Origin of the sequence: Pseudoalteromonas sp. BSi20439 (assembly GCF_000241165.1) — a bacterium.
Taxonomy (GTDB): Bacteria; Pseudomonadota; Gammaproteobacteria; order Enterobacterales; family Alteromonadaceae; genus Pseudoalteromonas.
The window spans coordinates 141,915-167,718 of the sequence record NZ_BADW01000010.1 but is presented as its reverse complement, the minus strand read 5'-3'; the positions used below and the strand labels follow the sequence as shown (position 1 = coordinate 167,718).

Genomic DNA, 25,804 nt, shown 5'->3' with positions numbered 1-25,804 from the left:
CAAAACAAAACGTCAATCTTTGATAAACCAATAACTTTCCGCCCCTCTTGCAGTAGTCAGCTCTAGGTGCTTAGCATAAAAATCAACCCGAATTTGTCCTACATCACCGGTGCTATATTGTTTGGCGTGTATTTCACTATAACGCTTGACCACTGCTTTATTTGGAAATTGCCACTGACCTTGATACGCACTTGAATGAATCACAAATGTTGGGTTTACGGCCTTAATAAACTCGACACTGGAGGAACTATCACTGCCGTGATGAGGACTTAACAAAACGGTACTTTGTAAATCATCCCCTTTTTTAATTAATTTAGACTCCCTCGCCTTTGATATATCACCAGTGAGAAGCACACTGTGGTTTGCACTTGAGATTTTAACGACACAGGAATTATCATTACTGTTATTAAACTCCTCTTTTGCAAAGGTTTGAATACTCAAGCCTTTGAAGTCTATCGTTGTTGCTATGCAGTCGTTATATACACCACTTGGATGAAAATAATCAAAGCTCCATGCATAGCCAGCCGCTTTAAAATGCGCAACACCTCCGGCATGGTCGTTATCTTGATGACTCACAATCGCGGTACTTACCATTAGATTATGGGCATCAATATAGGGTAGTAATACACTAGGCACACGACTAAAGCGATTAAAGTAACTTGGGCCAAAGTCATAAATAAACGCGTGCTTGTCTTTTTCTATCAGTACCATTAGTCCATGTCCCACATCAAATACATTCAGCCGCCAAAGGCTAGTTTGGGTAAAGTAATGGTTAAACAGTAAAGTCAAAAGCGGAATGCACGCCAGTAAGCGAAGCTCAATAAAGTAAAGTAACGGAACAGCACTATAAAGCAGCACCACAGTGGTTATACTTACCTGACCGACATTAAGCCATCGTATGTGCTGAGGTATTGCCTGCAACATTTGATAAATATAGGTCAGTGGAAAATCATACAACACAATAAATGCGTACCAATCGGTTAATAATCCCAGCAACACACTTAAAAATAAAGCGGGCATTAATACAAAAGATAAAATGGGAATAGCGACAAGATTTAAAGCTAAACCCGCTAAACTCACGCCATTAAAAAAGTATAATGACAGCGGTAGCAAGCCAATAAATAATCCCAGTTGAATAACAGCAAGAGTGCGAATATTGGCCAGTAGTGTATGACCTCGCAGCGGAAACTGCTTTAAAACCATAAAAATGATACATACCGCTAAAAATGAAAAATACAGACCAGGATTAAGCAAACTAAATGGATTAATCGCTAAAATAATAACCAACGCATATAAAATACTGCGCCACCTCAATGATTGCTTTGCCAAGTAATAAAGCAATAAATAACAGCCCAACATAATTAAAGCGCGGGTTGCGGAGATGATGAAATCACTCAAGTAAACATATAAGAATGCGACTATAAAACCAGCAGCACTATAAAAAATAGAAACATTTAAGGCTTGATTTAGTTCAGGTTTAACCAACTTAAGACAAAACCGTGTAACAAAATAACAAAAACCAAACACTAGAGAGATATGTAATCCAGAAATCGCCAACAAATGACTTAACCCAAGGCTCTGCATTAACTCTTTATGCTCGAATGTCATTAATGACTTATCGCCAGTTAACAGCACATAATAGAGCCAATTCAGCTCAGCATTATTTACCAACTTTTTGACATAGGCTCTATAAGCTGACACCGCATTACTTTTTTGAGAGCTTTTAATATTAAGCTGTTTATTGAGCACTGTACCTTTAAACGCTATCTTTTGGGTAAAAGCATAAAGCTGATTATCAAAAACAGTAAAATTCTTAATGGATCTATAGTTTTTAAGTCTCACTTGAGCATTAAAAGCATCACCAGATTGAATTGGTTGTGCAAAATTAATACTTAATAAGGCATAAGGTGTCCTAAAGTGACTATATTCTCTGTCTTCCAAACGCGTTATTTTAACTTTTACATATTGGGGAGGTTTAGCAGAAATAACCTCTTCGACCACAACACCGACAGAGTAAGCATATTTTTCGTGCTGTTCAGGCAATTCAAATGAATAAAACAAGATAAAATGTGCTGCTACACAACAAATACCGCAAATAAAGCCTAACAATACAGTTAAAAACGGCTTAAAATACGTGCTCACAATGAGGATTGAAATTGTGATAACTGTAAATTCAAGGGTTTGATAATAAAACACGGTAACAACGACACCGACAACAAATCCAAGACTCATCCACACAGACGTAAATGGTTGCTTTAAATGGCTAAAAAAACGATCCAACGGTTTTTACCTGATCCAAATAAAATTAGACATCACAAATCACTAAAAATATTTGGTCGTCTTTTACATGATGCTAACCTTTGGCATTTAAATAGACGTTCAGCACGCGGTGCTTTTGCCGTTGGACTTTTCTTTGCATTCATCCCTGTTCCTTTTCAAATGGTGCTAGCAGCTGCCGCAGCCATAATCTTAAGAGTAAATTTACCTATTTCTGTTGCTTTAGTATGGATCACTAACCCACTTACAATGCCACCTATTTTTTACGGCTCATACTTGGTTGGCACATTAGTACTTAATCAACCGGAGCAACATTTTGCGTTTGAGGCAAGTTGGGCATGGTTTATAGAAAGTTTAACGACAATTGGCCCCGCTTTTTTAGTCGGTTCACTTGTGTGTGCATCTATTGCTAGTGTTATTGGTTATTTTGGTATTGATTTGATTTGGCGCCGCTCAGTGAGACGAGCTTGGACATCGAGAAATAACTAGCGCCTACTCCATCAAGTGCTTCTGTTTATATTACTATAGAACAAAAAAAACCAACTTAACAAGTTGGTTTTTTTATAAACGAATAGCTGTAATTAGAAACGATAAACGCGTCTTAATCCAACTAAAGGTAGCAGTAATAAACCAAACCATGAAAAACTGGCTGAGCTACGTTCATAAAACTCTGCATCTGGGGCTTTACAGTTTTCAACTTCACCATTAGGGATAGGCGAAAGCTTTACCGCCACTGCAACACTTTCATATTGAATATTGCCATTAATGTCGGTTACGACTTCGCCTAGTGAGTTTAGTTTTTCAACCGTTTTAGTTGCCACACCGAATACTTCGTTGCTTTCATTAATTGATTTCGCTTCGACCATTTTATAACTAAAACTAGTTTCACCATCACTGTCATAACACGGTAGTAGAGTATTCAAGTTAGTGATTTTGTCATCACCAATTTTATAAATAAATGCTTCAGAGCGTCTTGAACTCGCTGTTTCACCAACATCACCTTCACCTACAATGTAACCTTGATTATTAATATCATTTGCATATGAGCTTGAGCTAATAAAATAATCTTCAGGGAACACGGTCGTGTTTGTATTTATATCATGGTAGAAAAGTTTGTTTCTTAAGGAACCTTCAATACGTTTAGTAGCATAACCTGCAATAATGTCATTATCATTGATTGCAAATGCTTTACCTGCTTGCCAATCATCTTGCTGGTTTATAAAATCAACCACTTCACCGTCTTTAAAATACGTTGGCATAGTTAAAATAGTCGCATCGCGATCAAAATAACGGGTGTTAGAAAAACCGACTGCAACGCCATTTTTGTTAACCGCTAAGGCGTTACTAATAAACGGATTATTGTCTTCGTCTTCTTTTGGAGTAAGCGCTAGACCTAACAGCTCTGTTGAAGTGACATTAAAAGCACTATCTAGAGTCCATTTAACCGCTGTTTTATTGAATAAACCACGCGTACTTCGACTATTCAGTGATTCAATACAAGCCATTACTGGCTCATCAAGGCCATCACAATTATCAGTAATTGTAGTTTGTCTTTCAGTCGGAATACTAACTGAAACATTACCAACAACAATATAACCTGTGTCAGTGGCAACAATATCAGACGCTTTACTCGTCCCACCATGTTCAGTAAATTCTGGAACAAGTGGCACTTCTACGCCGCCCTCAGAAATTAAAATACCACGCTCTATAAACTCTCGGGTAAACCAAGTTTCTTCAACTGTTTCACCATCTGGTGTAAAAGTGATTTTATCAAACGGTGCACTGCCCCAACCCACGGTAGTACCGTCCTGTGCAACTGCATTATAAAAGTTGCTAGTCGAGCGCGTTAATCCGTCATAATCAACTGAAGCAACATCAAATAAAGATTGCTCTGTTATTACACCACTGCTGTAATTTGTAGCAACAATAGAGCTAATTTTTTGGTATTCAAAGTTAGTAGATAAGTTTGACAAAAAACGAACCATAAAAGTATGCGCATCAGCATTGGTATAAATAGCGTCGTTGTTTTCGATATCACCAAGTGTAAACGTAATTTCTTTATCACTTAGTTCAAATGAATTTACTTCATTTCTGTAAGCGTTATTAATTAAACTATCGGTAAAATCAATATAACTAATATCAATTGGGATATTGTATAAGCCATTAGCAAGCCCAATGACATGTCCGTTTTCACTCACATCGGTAACATAAGTATGTTTTGCGTTTTCAAAGTTACCTAACTCCGTTAACGCATAGGTTGCACTTAATGCCGATGTACTCAGTGTTGCTAAAACACTGGCCGCGAGTAATTTATATTTCATTTTATTCCTTACTACTGATTCTTTAATTCTTCAAGTTCTTCCCAACGCTCAAAAGCGGCTTCAAGGTCAGACTCAAGTTGGGCTAAATGGTTCAATTCCTTGGCTGTTATATCACTGTCTTGCTTGAAAAAATCTTCGTGACTTACTCGTTCTTGTTGTTTTTCAAGCTCAGCTTCAAGTTGTTCCATTTTATTAGGTAGTTGCTCTAGTTCAAGTTTTAATTTGTAAGAGAGTTTATTTGCTTTGTTATTGCTTTTAACTGGCGTTGGCTCTGTTTTTTCAACTTTTTTTACTGGCTGCTGTTGCTGCTGCTTTTGCTGCTCTGCTAAATAGTTGGTATACGCTTCATAATCACTGTAGCCGCCAACTATATCAGTGACTTTGCCGTTCCCTTCAAATGCCCAAACACTCGAACAGGTATTATCAATAAACTCTCGGTCATGGCTAACAATCAGCACAGTACCTTGATATTGATTAATAATATCTTCAAGGAGTTCTAATGTTTCTATATCTAGGTCATTTGTTGGCTCATCAAGCACTAATATATTTGAAGGTTTCAAAAATAGTTTGGCTAATAACAACCTGTTTTTTTCACCACCTGAAAGTGCTTTTACCGGTGTGCGAGCGCGTGCCGGCGGGAATAAAAAGTCTTGTAAATAGCCTAACACATGACGTGAGCGCCCGCCCATCATCACCTCTTGCTTACCTTCAGCAACGTTATCTTGAACGGTCGCTTCTTCATCAAGTTTTTCACGGTACTGATCGAAATAAGCAAACTCTAAATTAACACCTTGCTTTATTTCACCACTGTCTGCTTTTAAATCGCCAAATAGTAATTTTAATAGCGTTGTTTTACCTATGCCGTTAGGGCCTACCAAGCCGATACGGTCGCCACGCATTACTAAGGTAGAGAAGTCATCAGCTATCACTTTGTCTTTAAATGCATGATTTAAGTGTTTCGCTTCAAATACTAACTTACCTGAACGATCGGCTGTTTCAATATTGAAATCAGTTTTGCCTACCTGATCCACACGCTGTTTGCGTTCATTACGTAATTGTTTCAGCTCACGAACACGGCCTTCGTTACGAGTACGACGGGCTTTAACACCCTGGCGGATCCATGCCTCTTCTTCCGCTAAACGTTTATCGAACAATGCATTTTGTGTTTCTTCTACTTTTAAATCATGCGCTTTTTGTTCTAAATAAGTGGCATAATCACCAGGATAAGAAATTAGCTTACCGCGATCTAAATCTAAAATACGTGTAGCAACAGCTCGAATAAATGCACGGTCATGAGATATAAATACAATGCCGCCTTTAAATTCTTTTAGAAATTGCTCTAACCACATTACACTTGTCATATCCAAGTGGTTAGTAGGCTCATCGAGCAGTAATAAATCAGGCTCACTCACTAAAGCACGCGCTAATGCAACTTTACGTAACCAACCACCAGAAAGCGACTCAAGTTTCGCATCAGGAGTTAGCTCTAATTGAGTAAGTACAAGCTGAATTCGGCTATCAAAACGCCAGCCATCTGCCGCCTCTAATTTATTAGATAAACGCTCTAATTTATTTAATAGTTGATCAGTGCAATCTGTTTGCAATTGTGTGCTTACATGATGAAAATCAATGAGTAAGTTAGCAATTTCGGGCATACCTTGGGCAACGTAATCAAATACAGTGCCACTTGCCCCTTTAGGTGGATCTTGCTCTAAACGCGATATTTTTAAACTACCAACTTGGTTTATTTCGCCATCATCAAGTATTACTTGACCGTCGAGTACTTTTAAAAGCGTTGATTTACCTGCACCATTGCGACCTACAATACACACACGTTCGCCACTTTCGATTACTGCATCTGCATTATCAAGTAATGGGTGTGTACCGTAAGCTAATTGTGCTTTTGAAATTCTAATTAAATCCATAGTTAATCTTTACTCTTATTCTGCTTGCGCTAAAAACTGCTGCGCCTGAGGTGCAGTAAAAGGCCAAAATAATTGTTGGCCTTGTTGATTTTTTAAAACCGGAATGCTTATTTGATACTCTAAAATTAATGCGTCATCGCTCATAATATCAATAAGTTGTAATTCATCGGTTGATGAAAGTAACGGTTTTAACAGCTGCTCTGCTTGCTCGCACAAGTGGCAGCCGTCGGTGTGATATAAAATCCACTTAGCCATGTTTAATTAACCAGCTATTATGAATTTTTTTATTTCGTTTAAAGTCAGGAGATAAGGTTTTTTCAGAAATATTTTCTGCTTTTAACCCTAACCCCATCAAGCCAACTTCATCCATTACAAAACCGCGTTTATTATTAGAGAATATTAGCGTACCCGATGGGCTCAATATTTTTTTAACCCAAGTTAACAGCTTAATGTGGTCGTTTTGCACATCAAACGCGTCTTTCATTCGTTTAGAATTTGAAAAAGTAGGCGGATCTAAAAAGATCAGGTCATACTGCCCTTGTGCATACTCTAGCCATTTTAAACAATCTGCTTGCTCAAAACGATAACGTGTATTGCTAATATCGTTAAGCGCAAAGTTATCTTGACCCCACTTTAAGTAGGTTTTAGATAAATCAACGGTAGTAATCGCTTTTGCGCCACCAATGGCTGCATGAACTGAGGCGGTTCCTGTGTATGCAAACAGGTTCAAAAAGCGCTTATCTTTTGCGTTTTCTTGAATGTAACGACGTGCAAGGCGATGATCTAAAAATAGCCCCGTGTCTAAGTAGTCAAATAAATTAACTTTAAACTTAGCACCAAACTCTTCTACTACCATGGTTCTATTTTGCTTAGCCATGGGTGTATATTGCTCTTCACCTTTTTGCTTTTTACGTACTTTTACAGCAATGTTTTCAGGTGCAATATCAAGTTGTTGTGCTGTCAAGCTAATAACATCTTGTAAACGCTTCTCAGAGGTTTTTTCATCAATCTCTTTCGGTGCTGCGTATTCAAAAATAACCGCTGAATCACCATAAATATCAACCGCAACGTTGTATTCAGGAATATCTGCATCGTAAACACGATACGCATGGACTTGATTTTGCTTAAGCCAATTTTTTAAGCCTTGCTTGTTCTTTTTCAGGCGATTAGCAAATGCCATCGAGCCTTCGAAGTTTAAAGCGGGTTTGTCATCAGAGGTAAGGCTGACTTGCTTGTCATCAAGCTGATACAGGTTTAATTCAACATCAAGGGGGCCATTTTTAAATTTATAGCGTTTTTGCTTCACTAATTTAAGTAATTTAAACAGGCTTTCATCCATGCCCAGTAGAGCGAGCTTCCAATGATTAAAGTGCTTTTTAAAACCAACACCTAAACTACGATGCAAGTTTACAAGTTCAGCCATAGAACCAATACGCTCACCATAAGGTAAGTTTGAAATAACAACACCCGGTAATTTTGCAACGCTCGTCAGTTTTGTCGCATCGCTTTGCTTAAATTTAATCACCGTATCAAGCTCGGCGCGTTTTGCATTGGCAATCGCTTTATCAAGTACTTGTGCATCGTAATCATGGCCAATTAGCCATAATTTAGGATCAGTAATATTCGCTAAAAGCTGCTCTTTAAGTTCTTTGAATTTTGCCACTCTAAAGCTAGGTAAACGCTCAAACGCAAACCCTTCACGGAATAATCCAGGCGCTTCATTACGTGCCATACCCGCCGCTTCAATTAAAATAGTACCAGCGCCACAACATGGATCGAATAGCGGTTGATTGACATTTTCAAGCCAGCCACTGCGTTTTATTATTGCCGCAGCTAAATGCTCTTTAATTGGTGCTTTACCTTGGCCTTGGCGGTATCCACGCTCTGATAAACGCGGCCCTGAGTAATCAATATAAAGTGAAACACCGTGACGATTTAAACGGGCAACTACTCGCACATTGGCATCTTGCTTATCAACATTTGGGCGCTGTTCAAATAAATCGTTAAAGTAATCAACAATGGCATCTTTAATCACTAGACCTGAAAATTGGGTATTTTTAAGTGAATCGTTTGTGCCATTAAAGTCAACTGCAAAAGTTTGTGTTGGACCAAACCACTCTTGCCAAGGTTGCAAGCGTGCAAATTTATACAAGCTGTCTTTGTCATTTACGCCTTCTTTTTCTTCAATAAGCATAAGTACACGCGTAGCAAAGCGTGTTGATAAACACACCTTTTGCGCTAGCAATGAGTCAGCCTCAAAGCGAACAGAACCCACAGTTTGTTTTGACACCGTAGCGCCAAGTTCTGTAAGTTCATCAACCAATAAATTTTCGATTCCGATAGAAGTAAGTGCGATAAATTGCAAAGTAAAAACCCTTAATAGCTAATTGCGCGGGATTATAACATAGGTTTGCGTACAAATACGCCATAAACAAGCCCTAGAGACTAAATTAGGCTAAGCTGTTTGACTATCGTACTGTGAGGTAATGAGGGGGAAAACACGATTGTTTAATACGCGGATCACTTCAAACTGGGCAAGTGATAAATTGCCGTCAAGTGCAAAAGTTTCGCTTAAATTTATACAAACAGAAGCATCAGGGCAATGCTCTACAATTAAGAACTCACCTGTTTGTGACTCAGAGCTTAAGTTTATAACCGCTTCAGTACTGGGCGTACTACCGGTATATGGTTTAAAAAACCAACTTTTTGCTAACACAGGCTTTAGTTGAAATTTAACTGCCGTTGCATTAAGGGCTATTTGGCATAACTGAGCAGAGTTCCATAAATTAAACTGCTCAAGATAATAATAGACTTGCTCATAAAAAGCCGCATCTTCAAGGCTGAAGTAAGGATTTTTAAAAGCGCAATCAGTTAATTGTCTAAGCTTATAAGGTGTGCAAAGTTGCATATCGTCATTTAAATCAAGCAGTAAGCGGTTTTTCTCAGCGCATGCTATCCATTGCCATTGCTTTGACGCTTGTAACATTTGCTCCTCCCTACTTAGTACTTAAAAAAATAAAATAAGACAATAAGCTTAGAGTATAGCTGCTTTTGACCATTTTTAAAACGTCTTTTTAGAACATTTATCGAACGATCAAAAGCTTACATAACTGATCCTTATAAGTGGTTAATGATCGACTTTACCAATTGCGGTCCTTTGTATATAAAACCGGTATAAACTTGGACTAAATCTGCACCCGCATCAAACTTTTCTTTTGCTGATTGAGCGTCATCAATACCACCCACACCAATAATAGGTAACTGATTATTTGTTAAGCGCTTGATTTCAGAAACAACATGGGTTGAACGCTCTCTAACTGGCGCACCGGATAAACCGCCTGCCTCATCAGCATATTGCTGACCTTGAACTAAACTGCGCTCTAAGGTGGTATTTGTGGCTATAACACCATCAATTTTATTATTTAATAATGACTCACTGACTTGTTCAATTTGAATTGGATCTAAGTCTGGTGCAATTTTAACCAGCATAGGCACTTGTTTATTATGCTTTGCAATTAAATCAAGCTGTTCATTTTTTAGACTTTGCAATAAATCATCTAATGCTGCGCCATATTGTAGGTCTCGTAGGCCCGGTGTATTGGGTGATGAAATGTTTACAGTAATATAGGATGCATGCTCAAACACTTTTCGCATACAGTGAATGTAGTCGTCTTTACCCTGCTCATTTGGGGTATCTTTATTTTTGCCGATATTAATACCTAAAATGCCATCGTACTTAGCTGCTTTTACATTATTAACTAAATTATCAACACCTTTGTTATTAAAGCCCATACGATTAATTATCGCATTTGACTGTGGCAATCTAAACATACGAGGCTTATCGTTACCCGCTTGAGGACGCGGTGTTACTGTACCCACTTCAACAAAACCAAAGCCCATTTGGGCAAAGGCATCGATACACTCGGCGTTTTTATCTAGGCCTGCAGCAAGTCCTACTGGGTTTTTAAATTCCAAACCTAAAAAATTTACCGGCTTATTAGCAACACTTTGTGCCCATGCCGCACTTAATGGTGTGTTAGCAAAGCGACGTAAGTTGTTAAGAGCAAAATCATGTGCCCACTCCGCATCACGGGTAAACATAAAACGGCGAGCTAAATCGTAGAACATGAATATAATCCTCTTAAAATTGTAGACAAAAAAATACCTCAGACAAGGCTGAGGTATTATATAACAAAAACTGTTTAACGATTAGTTTTAATCAATAGCAGTTTGTTACTTTGCTGATGTATCACAATTGTGACCAAGCAACATAAGCTCTCTTAATGCGACAGAAAACTTTGCAAAATCATGGCTTTGCGATGTTTTAAACTCTGTCAGCATTTGCTTCCAACGTTGAAGCAACAGATCTTGACTATCCATCCATTGTTCAATTTGGCCATCTACATCACTGTTTTCACCTTCAAAGCTGTTTAATACAACTTCTGACAAGGTGCGTTGCTGCCAATCTAACTCTTCACGATATGACGCACGCGCTAATGCCTGCCAATGGTTAGAAACCGGTTGATTAGTGATTTGATCTAAGAACCAATGTAGTCCCATTTGCGCACCTAATTTAAAGTAAGTGTGCGACACCATATCGATTTTACGATTAGAGTTTTGTGCAATTTGCGTTAAATCCATTACCGAGAATAAGCTTGATAACGATACAATACGCTGTGCAATATCAGCACGTACACCGCTTTGCGTTAGTTCTTCACGCGCACTTACAATACGATCGCTTTCTGTTTTAACGATGTATTTAGTTAAGTTTTCACTTAAATCTGCAAATGTTGGTGAGAATATTTCGATCGCTTGCTCAATTGATTGTGCTTTGGTGCGATGACGCAGGAACCAACGTGTTGCACGGCGAACTGTACGGCGTAATTGGTATAACATTTCTGTTTGTACGCTTGATGGTATCTTATTATCAAGATCACTAATAGATAACCATGTTTCACGCATTTGGAAAATTTCACTTGCGATTGAGTAACACAATGCAATTTCAGCTTCATTTGCACCGGTTTCTTCATTCATACGCACCATAAAGTTTAAGCCCATATCATTAACAATATTATTTGCTAACTTAGTGGCAATAATCTCTTTGCGTAGCGGATGATTATCCATTGCATCATTAAATTTCTCACGTAATGGACGCGGGAATGATTTAACTAATAACTGACGGTAATACGGGTTTTCTGTAATTTCATCAGTGACTAATGACTCTTTGAGCACCATTTTCGCATAAGAAACCAATACAGATAACTCAGGGCGCGTTAAATCTTTACCTGCGGCGGCGCGTTCTGCCAGCTCTTCATCAGTAGGAATAAACTCAATTGCACGGTCTAGCTTGCCATCTTTTTCAAGCGCATGGATAAAGCGTACTTTTTCTTTAAGCGTAGAGGTTCCTTTCGATTGAGTAATCGATAAAGTGTGCGTTTGACGATAACAATCTTTAAGTACTAATTCAGACACTTCATCAGTCATTGAATAAAGTAGTTCGTCACGTTGCTTACGCGTTAAGTCGCCTTCCGCAACTAAACCATTGAGTAAAATTTTAATATTTACTTCGTTATCTGAACACGCAACCCCACCTACGTTATCGATAAAGTCAGTATTTACGCGACCGCCTTGAGTTGCAAACTCAATACGACCTAGTTGGGTTGCACCTAAGTTACCACCTTCACCAAATACTTTAGCACCAAGGTCTTTACCATTTATGCGCAGCGCATCGTTTGCACGATCCCCAACATCGGCATCAGTTTCTTTAGAATGCTTAATGTAAGTACCGATACCGCCATTCCACAATAAATCATAGTTCATCATTAATGATGCTTTGATCAACTCATTTGGCGTCATGCTGGCTTTTTTAGTGCCTAACATCTTTTTCATTTCAGGGGTCAGCGTAATCGACTTAGCAGCACGCGAGAAGATACCACCACCGCTTGAGATTAACTCTTTATTGTAATCTTCCCATGATGAACGTGGTAATTTAAATAAACGTTCACGCTCTGGGTAAGAAGCTGCTGCATCTGGGTTTGGATCAACGAAAATATGTAAGTGATTAAATGCCACTTGCAAGCGAATATGCTTTGATAACAGCATACCATTACCAAATACGTCACCGGCCATGTCGCCGATAGCAACTGCTGTAAAGTCTGTTGTTTGGCAGTTAATATCCATTTCACGGAAATGACGTTTAACAGACTCCCATGCACCACGCGCTGTGATACCCATTTTTTTATGGTCATAACCTACTGAACCACCTGATGCAAACGCATCACCTAGCCAGAAGTTATATTCGTTTGCGATGCCATTGGCAATGTCAGAGAATGTTGCTGTGCCTTTATCCGCTGCTACTACTAGGTACGCATCGTCTTCATCATGACGAGTAACATCAACAGCAGGTACTATTTCACCGCGGTCAATATTATCTGTAATGTCTAATAAACCACGAATGAAGATTTTATAACATTCTTGGCCTTCTTTAATAAACGCTTCACGTTCACTAGGTAGTTGTTTACATACAAATCCACCTTTAGAACCTACCGGTACAATAACGGTATTTTTTACTTGTTGCGCTTTTACTAAGCCAAGTACTTCTGTACGGAAATCTTCTCGGCGATCTGACCAACGCAACCCACCACGGGCAACTTTACCAAAACGTAAATGCACACCTTCAACACGTGGAGAATAAACAAATATCTCAAACGCTGGAACAGGTAGTGGGACTTCTGGAATTAAACTTGGCTGAATTTTAAGTGAGATGTAAGACTTAAATTTGCCTTCAGCATCTTTTTGGAAGTAGTTAGTACGCAGTGTGGCAACAATCATATCAACGTATAAACGGATAATACGATCATCATCAAGGTTGGCAACGTTTTCTAACTCTGCGTAAATTTCCAAGCCTAGCTTTTCAAGCGTTTTAGCACTTGCAGGGCTTTTTACAGAGAACTTTTTAGAGAATAAGTTTACAATTTTAGCGGCAATATGCGGGTAATTCGCAAAGGTGCTTTCAATATACGTTTGCGAGAAAGTGACCCCAATTTGGCGCATGTATTTTGCGTATGCACGTAAAATTGAAGATTCACGACCCGTTAAACCACCCATTAACACAAGACGGTTAAAGCCATCGTTTTCTAAGCGGTTTGCCCATACACTGGTTAACGCAGCACGAAAACGTGCAGAGATCTTATCAAAATCAGCCATCCCTTTGCTATCAATTAGCATAGAGAAGTCCATGACCCAATTTACGCCACCATCACTGGTTTTAACCGAGTATGGCGTTTCACCTACAACACGTAGACCAAAGTTTTCAAGCATTGGCATAACATCAGATAAATGAATTGGTTCATCTTTATGGAATAAGCTTAAACGCACAATATTGCTGCTTGCTTCTTCTTGTGGACGATAGAACAACATTTCTAACTTATTATCATCGCTTAGCATTTCTAGCTTTTCAATATCGACCACTGCAGCGCTAGGTAATACTTCTTCTTTGTATGAGCGTGCAAAGGCATTGCAATATTTACGGTTTAATTCATTACCACGGGCCTCACCAGCAGATTCAAGTAAGGCTGATTGTAATTTGTCTTCCCAAGTACGAGCGGCTTCTATTAGGTTGTTTTCTATGTCTTTCACGTTATATTCAATATTGTTGTCGGTCACACGAACAGTGTAATGGGTACGCGCCAGTGTAGACTCAGAGAAATAGGTAGTAAATTCGACTTTAACGTCAGAATTAAATGCGTTAGCTAAAATAGCTTGCGTTTCGCGGCGCAGCGCCGTGTTATAACGTTCACGTGGTACATACACCATACAAGATAGGAAGCGACCGTATGCATCTTTGCGAACAAATAAACGACACATGTCGCGTTCTTGAATTTGTAACACGCCCATAGCAACTTCAAGTAGCTCATGTTCGCGAGCTTGCACTAATTCGTCACGTGGGTAGGTTTCTAAGATGTTTAATACCGCTTTGTATGCATGTGTACCCTTAGCAAAATCACACATATCCATAATGCGATTAATCTTGCTTTTAAGAACCGGGACATCAGCAGCGCTGTTGTTATAAAAGTTAGATGAGAATAAACCTATAAAACGGTCTTCACCAATCACATTACCTTTGTCATCAAAACGCTTAACACCCACATAATCAATATAGGCTGGGCGATGAACTCGAGATAATGAATTGGTTTTTGTTAAAATTAATAAGTTACTACTACGTGCTTCTTGACGAGCCACTTCAGGTAACTCAGAAAGCAAACGTGTATGCTCAGCATCTGAGTTTTTCATTAACCCTAAGCTGGTATCCATTTTACCTTTTAATTGATAATCACCTTGGACTGGCGAAAGCTCATATTGGCGGTAACCCATTAATGTAAAGTTGTCTTTTACTAGCCAATCTAAGAACTCAACGGTTTCATTTATTTCGTTATCATTTTTATCTTTGTGGCTTTTAGGTAAGCTTTTGCTAACTGCGATTAGTTTTTCGCGAATAGGCTGCCAATCTTCAACCGCAACCGATACATCAACGAGTACAGATTCAAGTTCTTTTTTGAAAGACTCAATAACAGTAGCATCTGTTTGACGGTCAATTTCTATGAAGAATACTGTTTTTGTTGATGTTGATTCTTGCTCTGCTTTTAAGCTTGATAACCCTGATATTTTATCGTTTTTATCCCGTTGAATTTTCAGTGGGCTATGTAGAAGTAAGTGAGAGGCAATGTTTTCTCGTGTCATGGCCATACGCACAGAGTCAACTAAAAATGGCATATCTTTAGCAATGATCTCTACAATGGTATGCGATGACTGCCAGCCATCTTTTGCCACTTCAGGGTTGAAAACGCGAATAACTGCGTCATCTGATGTATTTTTTTCTAGCGAATTCCAAAGGCTAAGTGCAGCACCATATAAGTCACTGTCGTTGCGATTTGCCAAATCCTCTTTAGACATATTGCTGTACAAGGCTTTGGCGAATTTCTCAACGAGTAACACATTATCAGCGCGAACTTTTTTCTGGATAAGCTTACAGACGTTATCTAAAATAACCGAGGCTTGGCCTTCATTTCGTGTCATTGTATGTTCCTTAATCTATCACTGCTAGTTTAGCAGAGTATTTGTACAGCCATTTATTAGCGTGGAGTCAGTTAAATTCTAACCCTTTTGAAACTAATAAACAGCCTTTTCGATGAAAACATTTTAAGCATTTCAGCTATTTGGTCATCTATTCACAAAATATAGATATAAATGGCCATTACTGGCCATTTTGGAGCAAATTTATTCACCTTATTTTTTCTGGTCAGTCCAGAGCAAGCTGCCAATTGCAGGTAAAAGTAACACTGCGCCCAACATATTTACTAAAAACATGAAGGTAAGCAGAATTCCCATATCAACTTGGAACTTCAAATCAGAAAAAATCCACGTACTTACACCAATCGCTAATGTAATACCGGTAAATAACACCGCACTACCACGTTCAACTAATGCATTACGATAAGCAATACTCAATGGTACGTTTTGTTTTAACTGCCCCATCATCGATGACAAAATATAAATACCGTAATCAACACCAATACCTACACCCAGAGCAATCACTGGTAACGTTGAAACAGTCAGACCAATCTCAAGCTGTACCATCAATGCTTGTGCAAGGGTTGATACTATGTACAAGGGTAATACCACCGCAATTGTTGCTTTTACACTCTTAAAACTAAGTAAGCATAAAATAATAACCGCACCGTAAACATAGAGCATCATGGGTATTTGCGCTGCTGAAACAGACTCATTTGTTGCCGCCATAACACCAACTGGCCCTGATGCCAATTTAAAGGCAAGTTTATCTGTGCCCTCTTCATCGGCAAATTGTTTTACTTTTGCAATCACGTTATCAATTGTTTGTGCTTTGTGATCGTCTAAAAATATAATCACCGGCATTACCGAACAATCACCGTTTAATAACCCTGTACTGGTTTCTACACGTGACGTTGATTGCACTAAGCTGGCAGAATTGCGCGGCAAACTTTGCCACTTTAAATTGCCCTCGTTGTAACCGGCATTGACTGATTGTGCCACTGAGCTCAGGCTCACCGCTGACTGCACGCCCGCTAAGTTTTCAACTTTATATTGAAAACGCGATATACGTTCCATTACATCGTGCTCTGTACAGGCCGCAGGGTATGCTTCCACAATCACTTTTAAAATATCAGACGAAATGGTGTATTTGTCCGATATTAAAAAGGTATCTTGGTTATAACGTGCATCTTGGTGCAATGATGGTGCCCCAGCATGTAAATCACCAATACGCATTTTGTCTGCTTGCCAATAGCCCAGTGCAAATAAAACCAGAGTGAAACCAATAATGATTTTTGCTGTTTTTGGGTCGGTTGCTTTAACCAACAAATCGCGCATTGCATCGAGTATGTTCGGTTTATTAGCATCACCTGATTGAATATGGATGCTGTTTTCAAAGCGCATATACGATGCCCATACAGGCAATAAAATAAGGTTAGTAAATATAATCACTGCCACACCTAAACTCGCAGTAATAGCAAGTTCACGAATAATACCGATATCAATGGTTAATAGGGTTAAAAAGCCAACCGTATCAGATAACAACGCAATCCCGCCAGGCACAAGTAAAGCCCTAAAGCTTGATTGGCAACATATTGCTGTAGACTTACCTTCAGCAACCTTTTTACCAATGGCATTAATCATCTGCACACCGTGGCTTACGCCAATAGCGAACACTAAAAATGGCACTAAGATAGACATAGGATCAAGACCGAAGCCTAAGCTAGAAAGCAATCCTAACTGCCAAATTACCGCAATAATTGAACACACAATCGGTAAGATAGTAAGTTTTAAGCTGCCACAAAATAGCCATACCATGACAAAAGTAAACGCAATTGCAATGGCAAAAAATAATACAACCCCTTTTGCGCCCTCGGCTATATCGCCGGCCATTTTTGCAAAACCAATAATATGAATACTGATCTTTTCGGTACTTAGAGGCTCACGAATTTCGCTTTCTAATTTTTTTGCAAAAGCGAGAGTGTCTAATTTTTCTTGTGTTTGCGGATCAGTCTCTAACAGTTGGGCGGTGACCATGGCACACGAATAATCGCTTGCTATCATACGACCCACTACTTTGGCCTTTTCAATGTTCTCTTTAACAATTCCTAAGCCTTGCTTATCGGCTTTAAAGTTGGCTGGTATAATAGGCCCGCCAGCAAAGCCATCTTCAACGACTTCAACAAAGCGAGCACTAGGTGAAAAAATTGAATTTACTAAGGGACGATTTACTCCTGGAATAAAGTAAAGTTGGTCATGCACAGCTTTTAATTGAGTAAAAAATTCAGGGTTAAAAATATCACCACTGTCATCACATACTGAAATTAAAATACTATTAGCGCCACCAAACTGTTTCTCATGTTTAGTGTATACCTTCATGTATTCATGATTGAGCGGGATATTTTTATTAAATGACGCATCAAGTTGAATCTGTGTTGCTTTAAAAACCAATAAACAGGTGATCAACACAAAACTTATGAGCACCACTAAGCGGTGTCTAAAAATCGCTTTTTCTAAGAAATCTAAAATTGCTTGCATTAAGGGGTCAACTCCTTCACTTTAATGCCATTTTCTGTCGCCAGAATAAGTCTATCTTTAACAATTACACCATCAAGTATTGCCTTACCATCGGCCAATTGCTCGTATGACAACTCATCATCTTTTAGATGAAAAATAACACCGCTATTAGCCAGTAATAGCCATTGTTTATTGTTGTAGTTGATAATGCTATTAATAGTGGCGGTTTTGTCATTTTCTAAATGCTGCCATTGTCCACTGTCGGTTTTATTTACGAAAATATTACCGCGTAGCCCTGCGACGATTTGTTGCGATGAATCAAAAGCAAAACCAAAAAACGAGCCAGGGTAAATTTCATCTAAACGTTGCCAAGTTTGGCCATCGTCATCACTTTTTGCCATTAAGCCCATCTCTCCCACTAGCATTAAACCCGAACTAGTCGGTTCAATGCGATTAAAGTGAGGTAATATAGACGAGGTTTCTATTTCGTAACCCTCAGGATCGGTTTGTTTTAAATCGTTTAAGTACGCTCTATCTTCACTAAATAACAGTGAATCTAAAAAGCGTTTTTGCCAATGTTCGCCGCCATCACTGGTTTGATAAAACATACCGTAGGCGCCCACGGCATAACCATGTAAATCGTCTTTAAAATAAATATCTAAACAGGGTTTATCAAGTGAGAGCTTTGCTTGTTGTAACTGCCAGTTCTCACCACCGTCGGTGGTATTTATAATTGTGGCGTCATGTCCACATGCCCAGCCATTAGAATCATTAGTAAATTCAACCGCTGTTAGTAATACTTGTGTAGGCACTGATTGTGCTTGTTGCCAATTGTTACCATCAACACTTTTAATGACCGTACCGTGCTTACCCACAGCAATGAGCCCTGCTGAGGTTTGTGTGATATCGGTAAGGAGTGTTTTATCTGCATTAATCGCGCTAATCGCACTTAAAGGTGCGTCTTGTGCAAAACTCGCACCGCTTAGAATCAGGCTGGCATAGACCAAATACTTCATAAATTAAATTCGCCTTGAACTGAGGATTTGTTTGTCTGTTATAAAGAGGAAAACCTGTGCGTTAATAGACAAACGCGATGTGAAAGAAAAAAGCACCTAGGAAACTAGGTGCCTGCTTTTATACTATCTGCCAGCGCGACGTAAAGCGCTCGATGTGAACTCATTATCATTAAATGACTGAGAAAAATCATACATCTTTTCTTGGTTATCTAAACCAATGGCTAAGTAGCGACGTGAGTTAAGGTCGTGGTAAACCTCAAGCGTACTCCACTGAGTCGGTACTTCGTAGTAGTTAAGGCCATAAGCCATTGCTACACGATACAGTTGGTCGCGATTATCGTATATATCGGTAACATGTACTTGCCAGCTGTCTTCATCAATGTAGAACACACGTTTTTTATAAATATGGCGCGTGTCATCTTTTAAGTTCGCTTCAACAACCCACACACGGTGTTTTTCATAACGTGTATGCTCTGGGTTGATGTGGCCCGGCTTTAAAATATCATCATAGGTTAGCTTATCACTGTGAAGCTTGTAGCTATTGTATGGGATGTAAAGCTCTTGCTTGCCTTTTAGCGTCCAGTTATAACGATTTGGTGAGCCGTTAAACATGTCAAAATCATCGGTAGTACGTAAGCTATCTGCTGCTGTACCCGGAGCATCATACGCTACATTAGGTGCACGACGAACACGACGCTGACCTGAATTATACGTCCACGCTTGACGCGGCGTTAAAATTTGATCCATGGTTTCATGCACCAATAACGCGGTCCCTGCCAAACGTGCTGGCTCTGTCACTTGCTGTTTAAACTTAAACAAAATATTAGAGTCTTGTAGTTCAGCCGGCGTTGCACTTGGATCAGAATATTTAACTAATAGTTGCTCATCAAAGCCAACATAGTTGTACGACCCCGATGCCGTTGGCGCTGCTTGACCACCAAAGCGCTCAATTGATTGACCACGATAGCGAAGTAAATGGTTCCAAATTGCTTCTAAACCTGTTTTAGGAATTGGAAATGGAATACCAATTGCTGTGTTCTTAATCCCGTTACCGCCTTCAACTAATTCAGCTGTAGTAGCAAATTTCTTTGTCGCATCGTATACAAACTGTGGGTATGACGCTGAACGACGTGTTTTGTAAATAGGCATTTTAAACGTATCTGGGTACGCTTCAAATAATGCTATTTGCCCTGGGCTTAAATTTTCTTTGTACTTATCAATATTGCTTTTATCTATAGTAAACAATACTTCATCAGTTGCGTAAGGGTCTAAGTGGTGCATACCTGGCTCATAACCTGCTGGTGCAGCAGTAATACCACCGTTCCACGCTGGGATTGAACCATCTGCATTAGCTGCTTTTTCTGCCCCAATTGGGCTTAGGTCTTTACCTAGACGCGCAGCTTCTTCTGGACTAATTTTAGCCAGTGCTGTGTGACTTGCAAACAAACTACAAAACGCTGTAGCAATGAGGGTAGGTTTTTTAATCATAATAATGTTACCCCTAGATAGAATATTTTAAGTTAAAAGAAACGTAATCTCGGTCAGAGAAAGTGTTGGTGTCGCCACCACCCCAAAATGAGTTGTAACTTACATCTAAAGACCATGCATTTTGGTAATTAAAGCTCATAGTAGCACCTAGTGACTTACGATCTTCAATGAATAAGAACATTGGGTCCGGCGTATTACCATTAACATCATGCGAGAACACAAAACGAGGTGAAAAGTTAATACCATTGTAAATATTAAAGTAATCACCTTTGGCAATTAAGCGATAACCCCAAGACGACGCCGTAGCAAACGATTTTTGCTCAGGACCATTTGATAAAGCCATATGCAATGCAGAATAGTCTGAACTACCTGGGCCTTGCATAATACCGCTTCGACCAGTACCAGACACATTCAACCGCATTTCATCGTATTCAGGCATATTGTTGATGCGAACACCACCAATTTCACCGACAACTGCCCAGCTATCAGCACCTAATGAAGGGCCGAATAAATGCGTTGCCGTAAACTGTAGCTGTGAAGTATTACGTTCAATGTAACCTTTAGCCAGCTCGCCTGGACCTACAACACTTGCAGCATCACCTTTACTCATTTGCGAAATACCCGCAAATTCAGTGCGTAAATCGGCAATCGCTAATTGCTCAGGCATAGCTGCATAAAGTAATTCTACGTCATCGATTTGTAATGGTTCGTCTTCACGAAAAGTAAACTCACCAGCAAACGCTGTTTCACCAAGTGAAGTGTTAAAGCTTAAACCGTAAAGTTTAATATCTTCAGGGTATTCGTTTGTCGCTTTAGCAAATGCTTTTAAATCAGATACGTTATCAGAGGTAATTTCTGTGGTGGCAATCATCGCTAAATCTTGTTGTATTGATGCTTGCGTGAAATTAGATACGCGACCTGAAATAAGTGGACGACGGCTATGGTAATTTACATGGTAAAGTGCCACTTCTGTATCGTTCCACTCGGGTAAGAACATGCCTAAGCGTAAACCATATTGGCCGCCATCATCAGGTTCGGTTTTTCCATCATAGCCTTTACCTTTAAGGGCAACCTTAGTTGGGTACGCTAAGTACATATTGGCCAGTAATTCTTGTCCAGCTGCACTTGAAGGGTCAATACCTTGGCTCGCAGCCACTTGGCCATAAGTTGCCATCAGGTTATTCAAGTTATCTGTTAAAAACGCTAAGTCAATATCAGGATTTGAGGTAAAACCAAGCTGTACATTTTGTTGATAACCGTTTTCAGCCGCAAAATCATTGGTAGAAAAATAAGTCCCTGCTGCTGGTAAACGTGTTTCATGCCATTGGTATTGATAAAAGCCCTCTAAGGTCATGTTTTCTGTAAGCCCTAATGAGGCCCACAACATACCAACCGGAATAAACGCTTCTTTTAGTTCAGCACCTGGTGCTTTTAATCGGTCAATATCAACCGGGTTTACGTTAATACCATGAGAGATTAATGTACTTTCCCCCCAGTTAACCACTTGTTGACCAACTCGAATAGAAAGCGGGTTTTTGCCTTCATTTAAATCAAAGTTTGCCCACACATACGCATCAAGTAAACGAATGTCAGCACAGCTTTGCTCTTTAGTATCATCATCATCACACGGATCTACACCCTGACCTGATGTTGGATTAACGTAGGCACGATCGCCGTCCATTAATTCAAAATCATAAAAGTACATAAAACGAGTAAATAAGCCGTAGTTATCTTTACTTATTGATAGATCATGCGTGCCTTTTAATAGCTTTGAAAAAGTTTCGCCGCTATCAAAGTTTAAATCGCCTGCATCACCATTATTTGAGTAAGAGCCCGGTTGAGCCCAAACATCTTGAGATGAATAAATTGTATTGATTGCTGGGTTATAACCTGTCCAATCAAATGATGGGTTATTACTTTTACCAATGAGGTTAAAGTCACGGTCTTCTACGCGAATACTTTGCCCATAAGAAAAAGTAGAGTCGAAAGCGATATCAAAACCGCCTACCTCAAATGTTGCAGCCTGTGTCTGTGCTGCTGATAAACCGATAGCCGCAGCTGTTAAGCCGAGTACTATTTTATTTTTAACAAAAAGCGATCTTCTTATCATTTTGGTTCCCCCCTGTCGCGGGTATTTTTTGTGTGATCAAGTTATTGTTTTTAGTGTAATCGTAACGATAGAAGCGAATTAAACAAATTACAAATGGTCGCCTTCAATCAGTTATAAGTTTTTTATTTGTTTAACGTTTACGTATTGGTAAGACGTCATACCAGATAATTTATACACGTAAATTAACAATAGAACAAATCGAAATTAACAAAAAGGCAATATTTGTGTATATCTATATCACAAAAAACAACAGCTAGGCTACTCGTTCGAGACGGATGAACTTGTTTTCATTACTTAAAATAAGTCTAAACCGACCACGAATACCTAAACTAGACATGAAGGGCCGAAGATAATGTGCAGCAAAACGAATTGTTTTGCCGCTATCAGCTGTTACTTGAATTGAGCTATACCGGCCATGGTAATAATCCATGCACTCGTTATAGCTCAAATTTATATAAAAATAATGTTCTATCATGATTTATTGTAAAGCTTTTTCAACCTTTTCAAATAAATCATCGCTTAAACCTTCTAAATTCGAAAGGCGCTCTAATTGCGCTTTCATTGCACTGGCACGGGTTTCATCATAGCGGCGCCATGACATAAACGGCGTTAACATACGTGATGCATTTTGCGGGTTAATCGCATTAAGCTTAATTAATAAATCGCCAAGTAATGTATAACCTTGACCATCTAAGCGATGAAATTGTGCGGTATTAAAGTGCGAAAAACTCCCCACTAATGCACGAACTCGATTCGGATTTGAAAAATCAAAACATGGATGTGTATACAAGGCCTTAATTTTCTCAATGGCATCATCAGCGCTGTTCATTGCTTGTAAAGCAAACCATTTATCCATTACTAGCACATCATGGCGCCATTGGCTGTCAAAATGCGCAAGTAATTGATTTGATAATGGGTGCGCAGCTTTAACTACACTGCTCAAAGCGCCAAGCACATTAGTCATATTTGTTGATGCTGCTGCCTGCTCAATTAAGCTTGCCGCCTTAGCACTGTCTGTTTTTGCTAAATAGTGCAAGCAAAGTTGTTTTAAAGCGCGAATAGCCACCGCTTTGGCACTCACACTACCATCATCGGTGATTGCCTGATAACAACTTAAAAACTCAGTATGTAGTTGTTTGGCAATTTGTTGTTCGAATAGCTCAATATTGGCAATAATGTCATCAACCGGAATAACGTCAAACTCCGCAGCTAAAGTATCAAAACTAGGCAGTTTTAAGAGTTCAGCAATCAGCGCTAAATCACCCTCTCGTTGCGATATTAGCACCCTAAGTGCATCAATAACGGCATCGCTTAGTGGTGCATTACTAGCTGAAATAACGTTTGCCTTGAGTGCATCAATAAACAATTGTTGTTGTGCATCCCAGCGTGAAAAGTCACTGCGTGCAAAACGCATAATATGTAATAAATCAGCTTCAGTGATCTGTTGATTCAAAATACACGGTGCTGAAAAATCTTCTAGCAATACGGCGGTTGGACTGTGTTCAATATTATCAAAATGAAATGTTTGTTTAGCTTGAGTAACATTTAATACGCTATCAACCTTTTTACCTTGGTATTGCAATGCAATACTTTGGCCTTGCTGATCTAAAAGTTCAATCGCAAAAGGAATATGTAACATCGCATTATTAGGCTGATTCAGGGGCGCAAGTTGCTCTATAGTGAGCGTGAAGATTTGTGCACTTTCATCATACGCTTTGGTAACGTTTAAACGTGGTGTCCCACACTGATTATACCAACGCTTAAATTGTGATAAATCAATTGATGATGCATCACTCATTGCCGCAACAAAATCATCGCAGGTAACCGCTTGGCCATCATGACGCTGAAAATACAGTATCATGCCTTTTTGGAAGTTTTCCTCACCCAACAATGTATGCATCATACGAATAACTTCAGCCCCTTTGTCATACACAGTAACGGTGTAAAAGTTATTCATTTCGATGACTTTTTCTGGGCGTATTGGGTGTGCCATTGGGCCGGCATCTTCGCTAAATTGATGAGTGCGCATCACTTTTACCGCGTCAATTCTATTTAGCGCACGAGAGCCTAAATCACTACTAAACTCTTGATCTCTAAATACCGTTAAACCTTCTTTTAAAGACAGCTGAAACCAATCACGACAAGTTACACGATTTCCGGTCCAGTTATGAAAGTACTCGTGGCCAACAATAGACTCAATGGTGTGGTAATCTTTATCGGTTGCCGTTTCTTGATTTGCCAGCACACATTTACTGTTGAAAATGTTTAACCCTTTATTTTCCATTGCTCCCATATTGAAGAAATCAACGGCAACAATCATATAAATATCAAGGTCATACTCTAAATTAAAACGTGACTCATCCCAAGCCATCGCTTTTTTAAGCGACGTCATAGCATGCTCTGTTTTAGGTAAGTTTCCTTTATCGACAAATAACGCTAGGGTGACATCCTTACCACTGCGGGTAGTGTATTTATCGTGTAAAACATCAAAGTCCCCTGCCACTAGAGCAAACAAATAACTCGGCTTTTTGAACGGATCTTGCCATTTTACAAAATGGCGTCCATCTTGCGTTTCACCACTGTCCACTTGGTTACCATTAGAGAGCAAATGCGGAAATGCCGTATCGGCAATAATAGTGACATCAAAAGTTGAAAGTACATCAGGACGGTCCATATAGTAGGTTATTTTTCTAAACCCTTGCGCTTCACATTGAGTACAATAAGCCCCGCCCGATAAGTACAACCCCTCAAGTGATGTGTTTGCTTGCGGTGAAGTTTGCGTCACTATGCTTAACTGACATTCATCAGGCAGATTATTAATGATTAATTGCTGATTTATAATTTTATAATCTGTGAGCTCTGCACCGTCAATCGATAAAGAAATCAAAGTTAAGTCAATGCCATCTAATACCAGTGGTGCATTTGAATCACCCACGCGTTTAAGCGTTAATAAAGCATTTACTTGAGTCGTTAATGGCTGTAAGTCGAAAGTCAGCTCAGTATGCTCGATTGAAAAATCGGGGGCTTTATAGTCTTTTAAATATTCTGCTTGAGGTTTTTGTAGTTCAGTCATGATCACTC

At 39.2% G+C, this 25,804-nt stretch carries 15 protein-coding genes; 1 reads left to right on the top strand and 14 read right to left on the bottom strand.

Annotation, left to right across the window (positions count from 1 at the left end):
- Positions 1–12: 12 nt before the first annotated feature.
- On the bottom strand, positions 13–2,280 hold the full coding sequence (locus P20439_RS01385; protein ID WP_008112071.1) for a DNA internalization-related competence protein ComEC/Rec2: 2,268 nt from the start codon (positions 2,278–2,280) through the stop codon (positions 13–15).
- On the opposite strand from P20439_RS01385, the gene P20439_RS01380 reads away from it, so the two are divergent.
- Entirely contained in the window at positions 2,260–2,766 is a 507-nt protein-coding gene (locus P20439_RS01380) for a DUF2062 domain-containing protein (protein WP_008112070.1), read from the top strand. The genes P20439_RS01385 and P20439_RS01380 overlap by 21 nt on opposite strands.
- Positions 2,767–2,858: 92 nt before the next feature.
- Here the strand turns inward: P20439_RS01380 and P20439_RS01375 are convergent, their stop codons facing one another.
- The 13 genes from P20439_RS01375 to pepN all read right to left on the bottom strand — a co-directional run bounded on the left by P20439_RS01375 (position 2,859) and on the right by pepN (position 25,796).
- Positions 2,859–4,598 (bottom strand): DUF3466 family protein, encoded by a 1,740-nt coding sequence (locus P20439_RS01375; RefSeq protein ID WP_008112069.1) that lies wholly within the window; start codon positions 4,596–4,598, stop codon positions 2,859–2,861.
- Positions 4,599–4,609: 11 nt separating this feature from the next.
- The gene (locus P20439_RS01370; protein ID WP_008112067.1) at positions 4,610–6,523 is read right to left on the bottom strand and encodes an ABC transporter ATP-binding protein; all 1,914 of its coding nucleotides are present in this window, start codon (positions 6,521–6,523) and stop codon (positions 4,610–4,612) included.
- A 15-nt stretch (positions 6,524–6,538) separates the two neighbouring features.
- Positions 6,539–6,778 carry a glutaredoxin family protein gene (locus tag P20439_RS01365; RefSeq protein WP_008112065.1) on the bottom strand — a complete coding sequence of 80 codons (240 nt, stop codon included), beginning with the start codon at positions 6,776–6,778 and terminating at the stop codon, positions 6,539–6,541.
- Positions 6,771–8,888: a bifunctional 23S rRNA (guanine(2069)-N(7))-methyltransferase RlmK/23S rRNA (guanine(2445)-N(2))-methyltransferase RlmL gene (gene rlmKL / locus P20439_RS01360; RefSeq protein WP_008112064.1), complete on the bottom strand. Its 2,118-nt coding sequence runs from the start codon at positions 8,886–8,888 to the stop codon at positions 6,771–6,773. Before rlmKL ends, P20439_RS01365 begins: the two co-directional genes overlap by 8 nt.
- Before the next feature lie 90 nt (positions 8,889–8,978).
- Complete coding sequence (locus tag P20439_RS01355; RefSeq protein WP_008112062.1) at positions 8,979–9,509, bottom strand: cell division protein ZapC; 531 nt, start codon at positions 9,507–9,509, stop codon at positions 8,979–8,981.
- A 131-nt stretch (positions 9,510–9,640) separates the two neighbouring features.
- Positions 9,641–10,651 (bottom strand): quinone-dependent dihydroorotate dehydrogenase, encoded by a 1,011-nt coding sequence (gene pyrD, locus P20439_RS01350; protein WP_008112059.1) that lies wholly within the window; start codon positions 10,649–10,651, stop codon positions 9,641–9,643.
- 105 nt (positions 10,652–10,756) lie between these two features.
- The gene (locus tag P20439_RS01345) at positions 10,757–15,598 is read right to left on the bottom strand and encodes an NAD-glutamate dehydrogenase (protein ID WP_008112058.1); all 4,842 of its coding nucleotides are present in this window, start codon (positions 15,596–15,598) and stop codon (positions 10,757–10,759) included.
- A gap of 210 nt (positions 15,599–15,808) precedes the next feature.
- The gene (locus P20439_RS01340; protein WP_008112056.1) at positions 15,809–18,130 is read right to left on the bottom strand and encodes an RND family transporter; all 2,322 of its coding nucleotides are present in this window, start codon (positions 18,128–18,130) and stop codon (positions 15,809–15,811) included.
- Positions 18,130–19,125 (bottom strand): YCF48-related protein, encoded by a 996-nt coding sequence (locus P20439_RS01335; RefSeq protein ID WP_008112054.1) that lies wholly within the window; start codon positions 19,123–19,125, stop codon positions 18,130–18,132. Before P20439_RS01335 ends, P20439_RS01340 begins: the two co-directional genes overlap by 1 nt.
- Positions 19,126–19,248: 123 nt before the next feature.
- Complete coding sequence (locus tag P20439_RS01330; RefSeq protein ID WP_008112052.1) at positions 19,249–20,613, bottom strand: DUF1329 domain-containing protein; 1,365 nt, start codon at positions 20,611–20,613, stop codon at positions 19,249–19,251.
- 13 nt (positions 20,614–20,626) lie between these two features.
- Positions 20,627–22,723, bottom strand: a complete 2,097-nt coding sequence (locus tag P20439_RS01325) for a DUF1302 domain-containing protein (protein ID WP_008112050.1) — start codon at positions 22,721–22,723, stop codon at positions 20,627–20,629.
- A gap of 253 nt (positions 22,724–22,976) precedes the next feature.
- Positions 22,977–23,198, bottom strand: coding sequence for a DUF2835 family protein (locus P20439_RS18035; RefSeq protein WP_016900377.1), 222 nt, complete (start codon positions 23,196–23,198; stop codon positions 22,977–22,979).
- 3 nt (positions 23,199–23,201) lie between these two features.
- Complete coding sequence (pepN, locus tag P20439_RS01320) at positions 23,202–25,796, bottom strand: aminopeptidase N (RefSeq protein WP_008464040.1); 2,595 nt, start codon at positions 25,794–25,796, stop codon at positions 23,202–23,204.
- Between the last annotated feature and the right edge of the window lie 8 nt (positions 25,797–25,804).

What these genes read in the sequence shown, in the direction of transcription:
- P20439_RS01375 (WP_008112069.1), bottom strand. Translation starts at nt 4,598, where the DNA reads ATGAAATATAAATTACTCGCGGCCAGTGTTTTAGCAACACTGAGTACA.
- P20439_RS01365 (WP_008112065.1), bottom strand. Translation starts at nt 6,778, where the DNA reads ATGGCTAAGTGGATTTTATATCACACCGACGGCTGCCACTTGTGCGAG.
- P20439_RS01340 (WP_008112056.1), bottom strand. Translation starts at nt 18,130, where the DNA reads ATGCAAGCAATTTTAGATTTCTTAGAAAAAGCGATTTTTAGACACCGC.
- P20439_RS01335 (WP_008112054.1), bottom strand. Translation starts at nt 19,125, where the DNA reads ATGAAGTATTTGGTCTATGCCAGCCTGATTCTAAGCGGTGCGAGTTTT.
- pyrD (WP_008112059.1), bottom strand. Translation starts at nt 10,651, where the DNA reads ATGTTCTACGATTTAGCTCGCCGTTTTATGTTTACCCGTGATGCGGAG.
- P20439_RS01325 (WP_008112050.1), bottom strand. Translation starts at nt 22,723, where the DNA reads ATGATAAGAAGATCGCTTTTTGTTAAAAATAAAATAGTACTCGGCTTA.
- P20439_RS01355 (WP_008112062.1), bottom strand. Translation starts at nt 9,509, where the DNA reads ATGTTACAAGCGTCAAAGCAATGGCAATGGATAGCATGCGCTGAGAAA.
- P20439_RS01345 (WP_008112058.1), bottom strand. Translation starts at nt 15,598, where the DNA reads ATGACACGAAATGAAGGCCAAGCCTCGGTTATTTTAGATAACGTCTGT.
- pepN (WP_008464040.1), bottom strand. Translation starts at nt 25,796, where the DNA reads ATGACTGAACTACAAAAACCTCAAGCAGAATATTTAAAAGACTATAAA.
- P20439_RS01380 (WP_008112070.1), top strand. Translation starts at nt 2,260, where the DNA reads ATGGCTAAAAAAACGATCCAACGGTTTTTACCTGATCCAAATAAAATT.
- P20439_RS01330 (WP_008112052.1), bottom strand. Translation starts at nt 20,613, where the DNA reads ATGATTAAAAAACCTACCCTCATTGCTACAGCGTTTTGTAGTTTGTTT.
- P20439_RS01370 (WP_008112067.1), bottom strand. Translation starts at nt 6,523, where the DNA reads ATGGATTTAATTAGAATTTCAAAAGCACAATTAGCTTACGGTACACAC.
- P20439_RS18035 (WP_016900377.1), bottom strand. Translation starts at nt 23,198, where the DNA reads ATGATAGAACATTATTTTTATATAAATTTGAGCTATAACGAGTGCATG.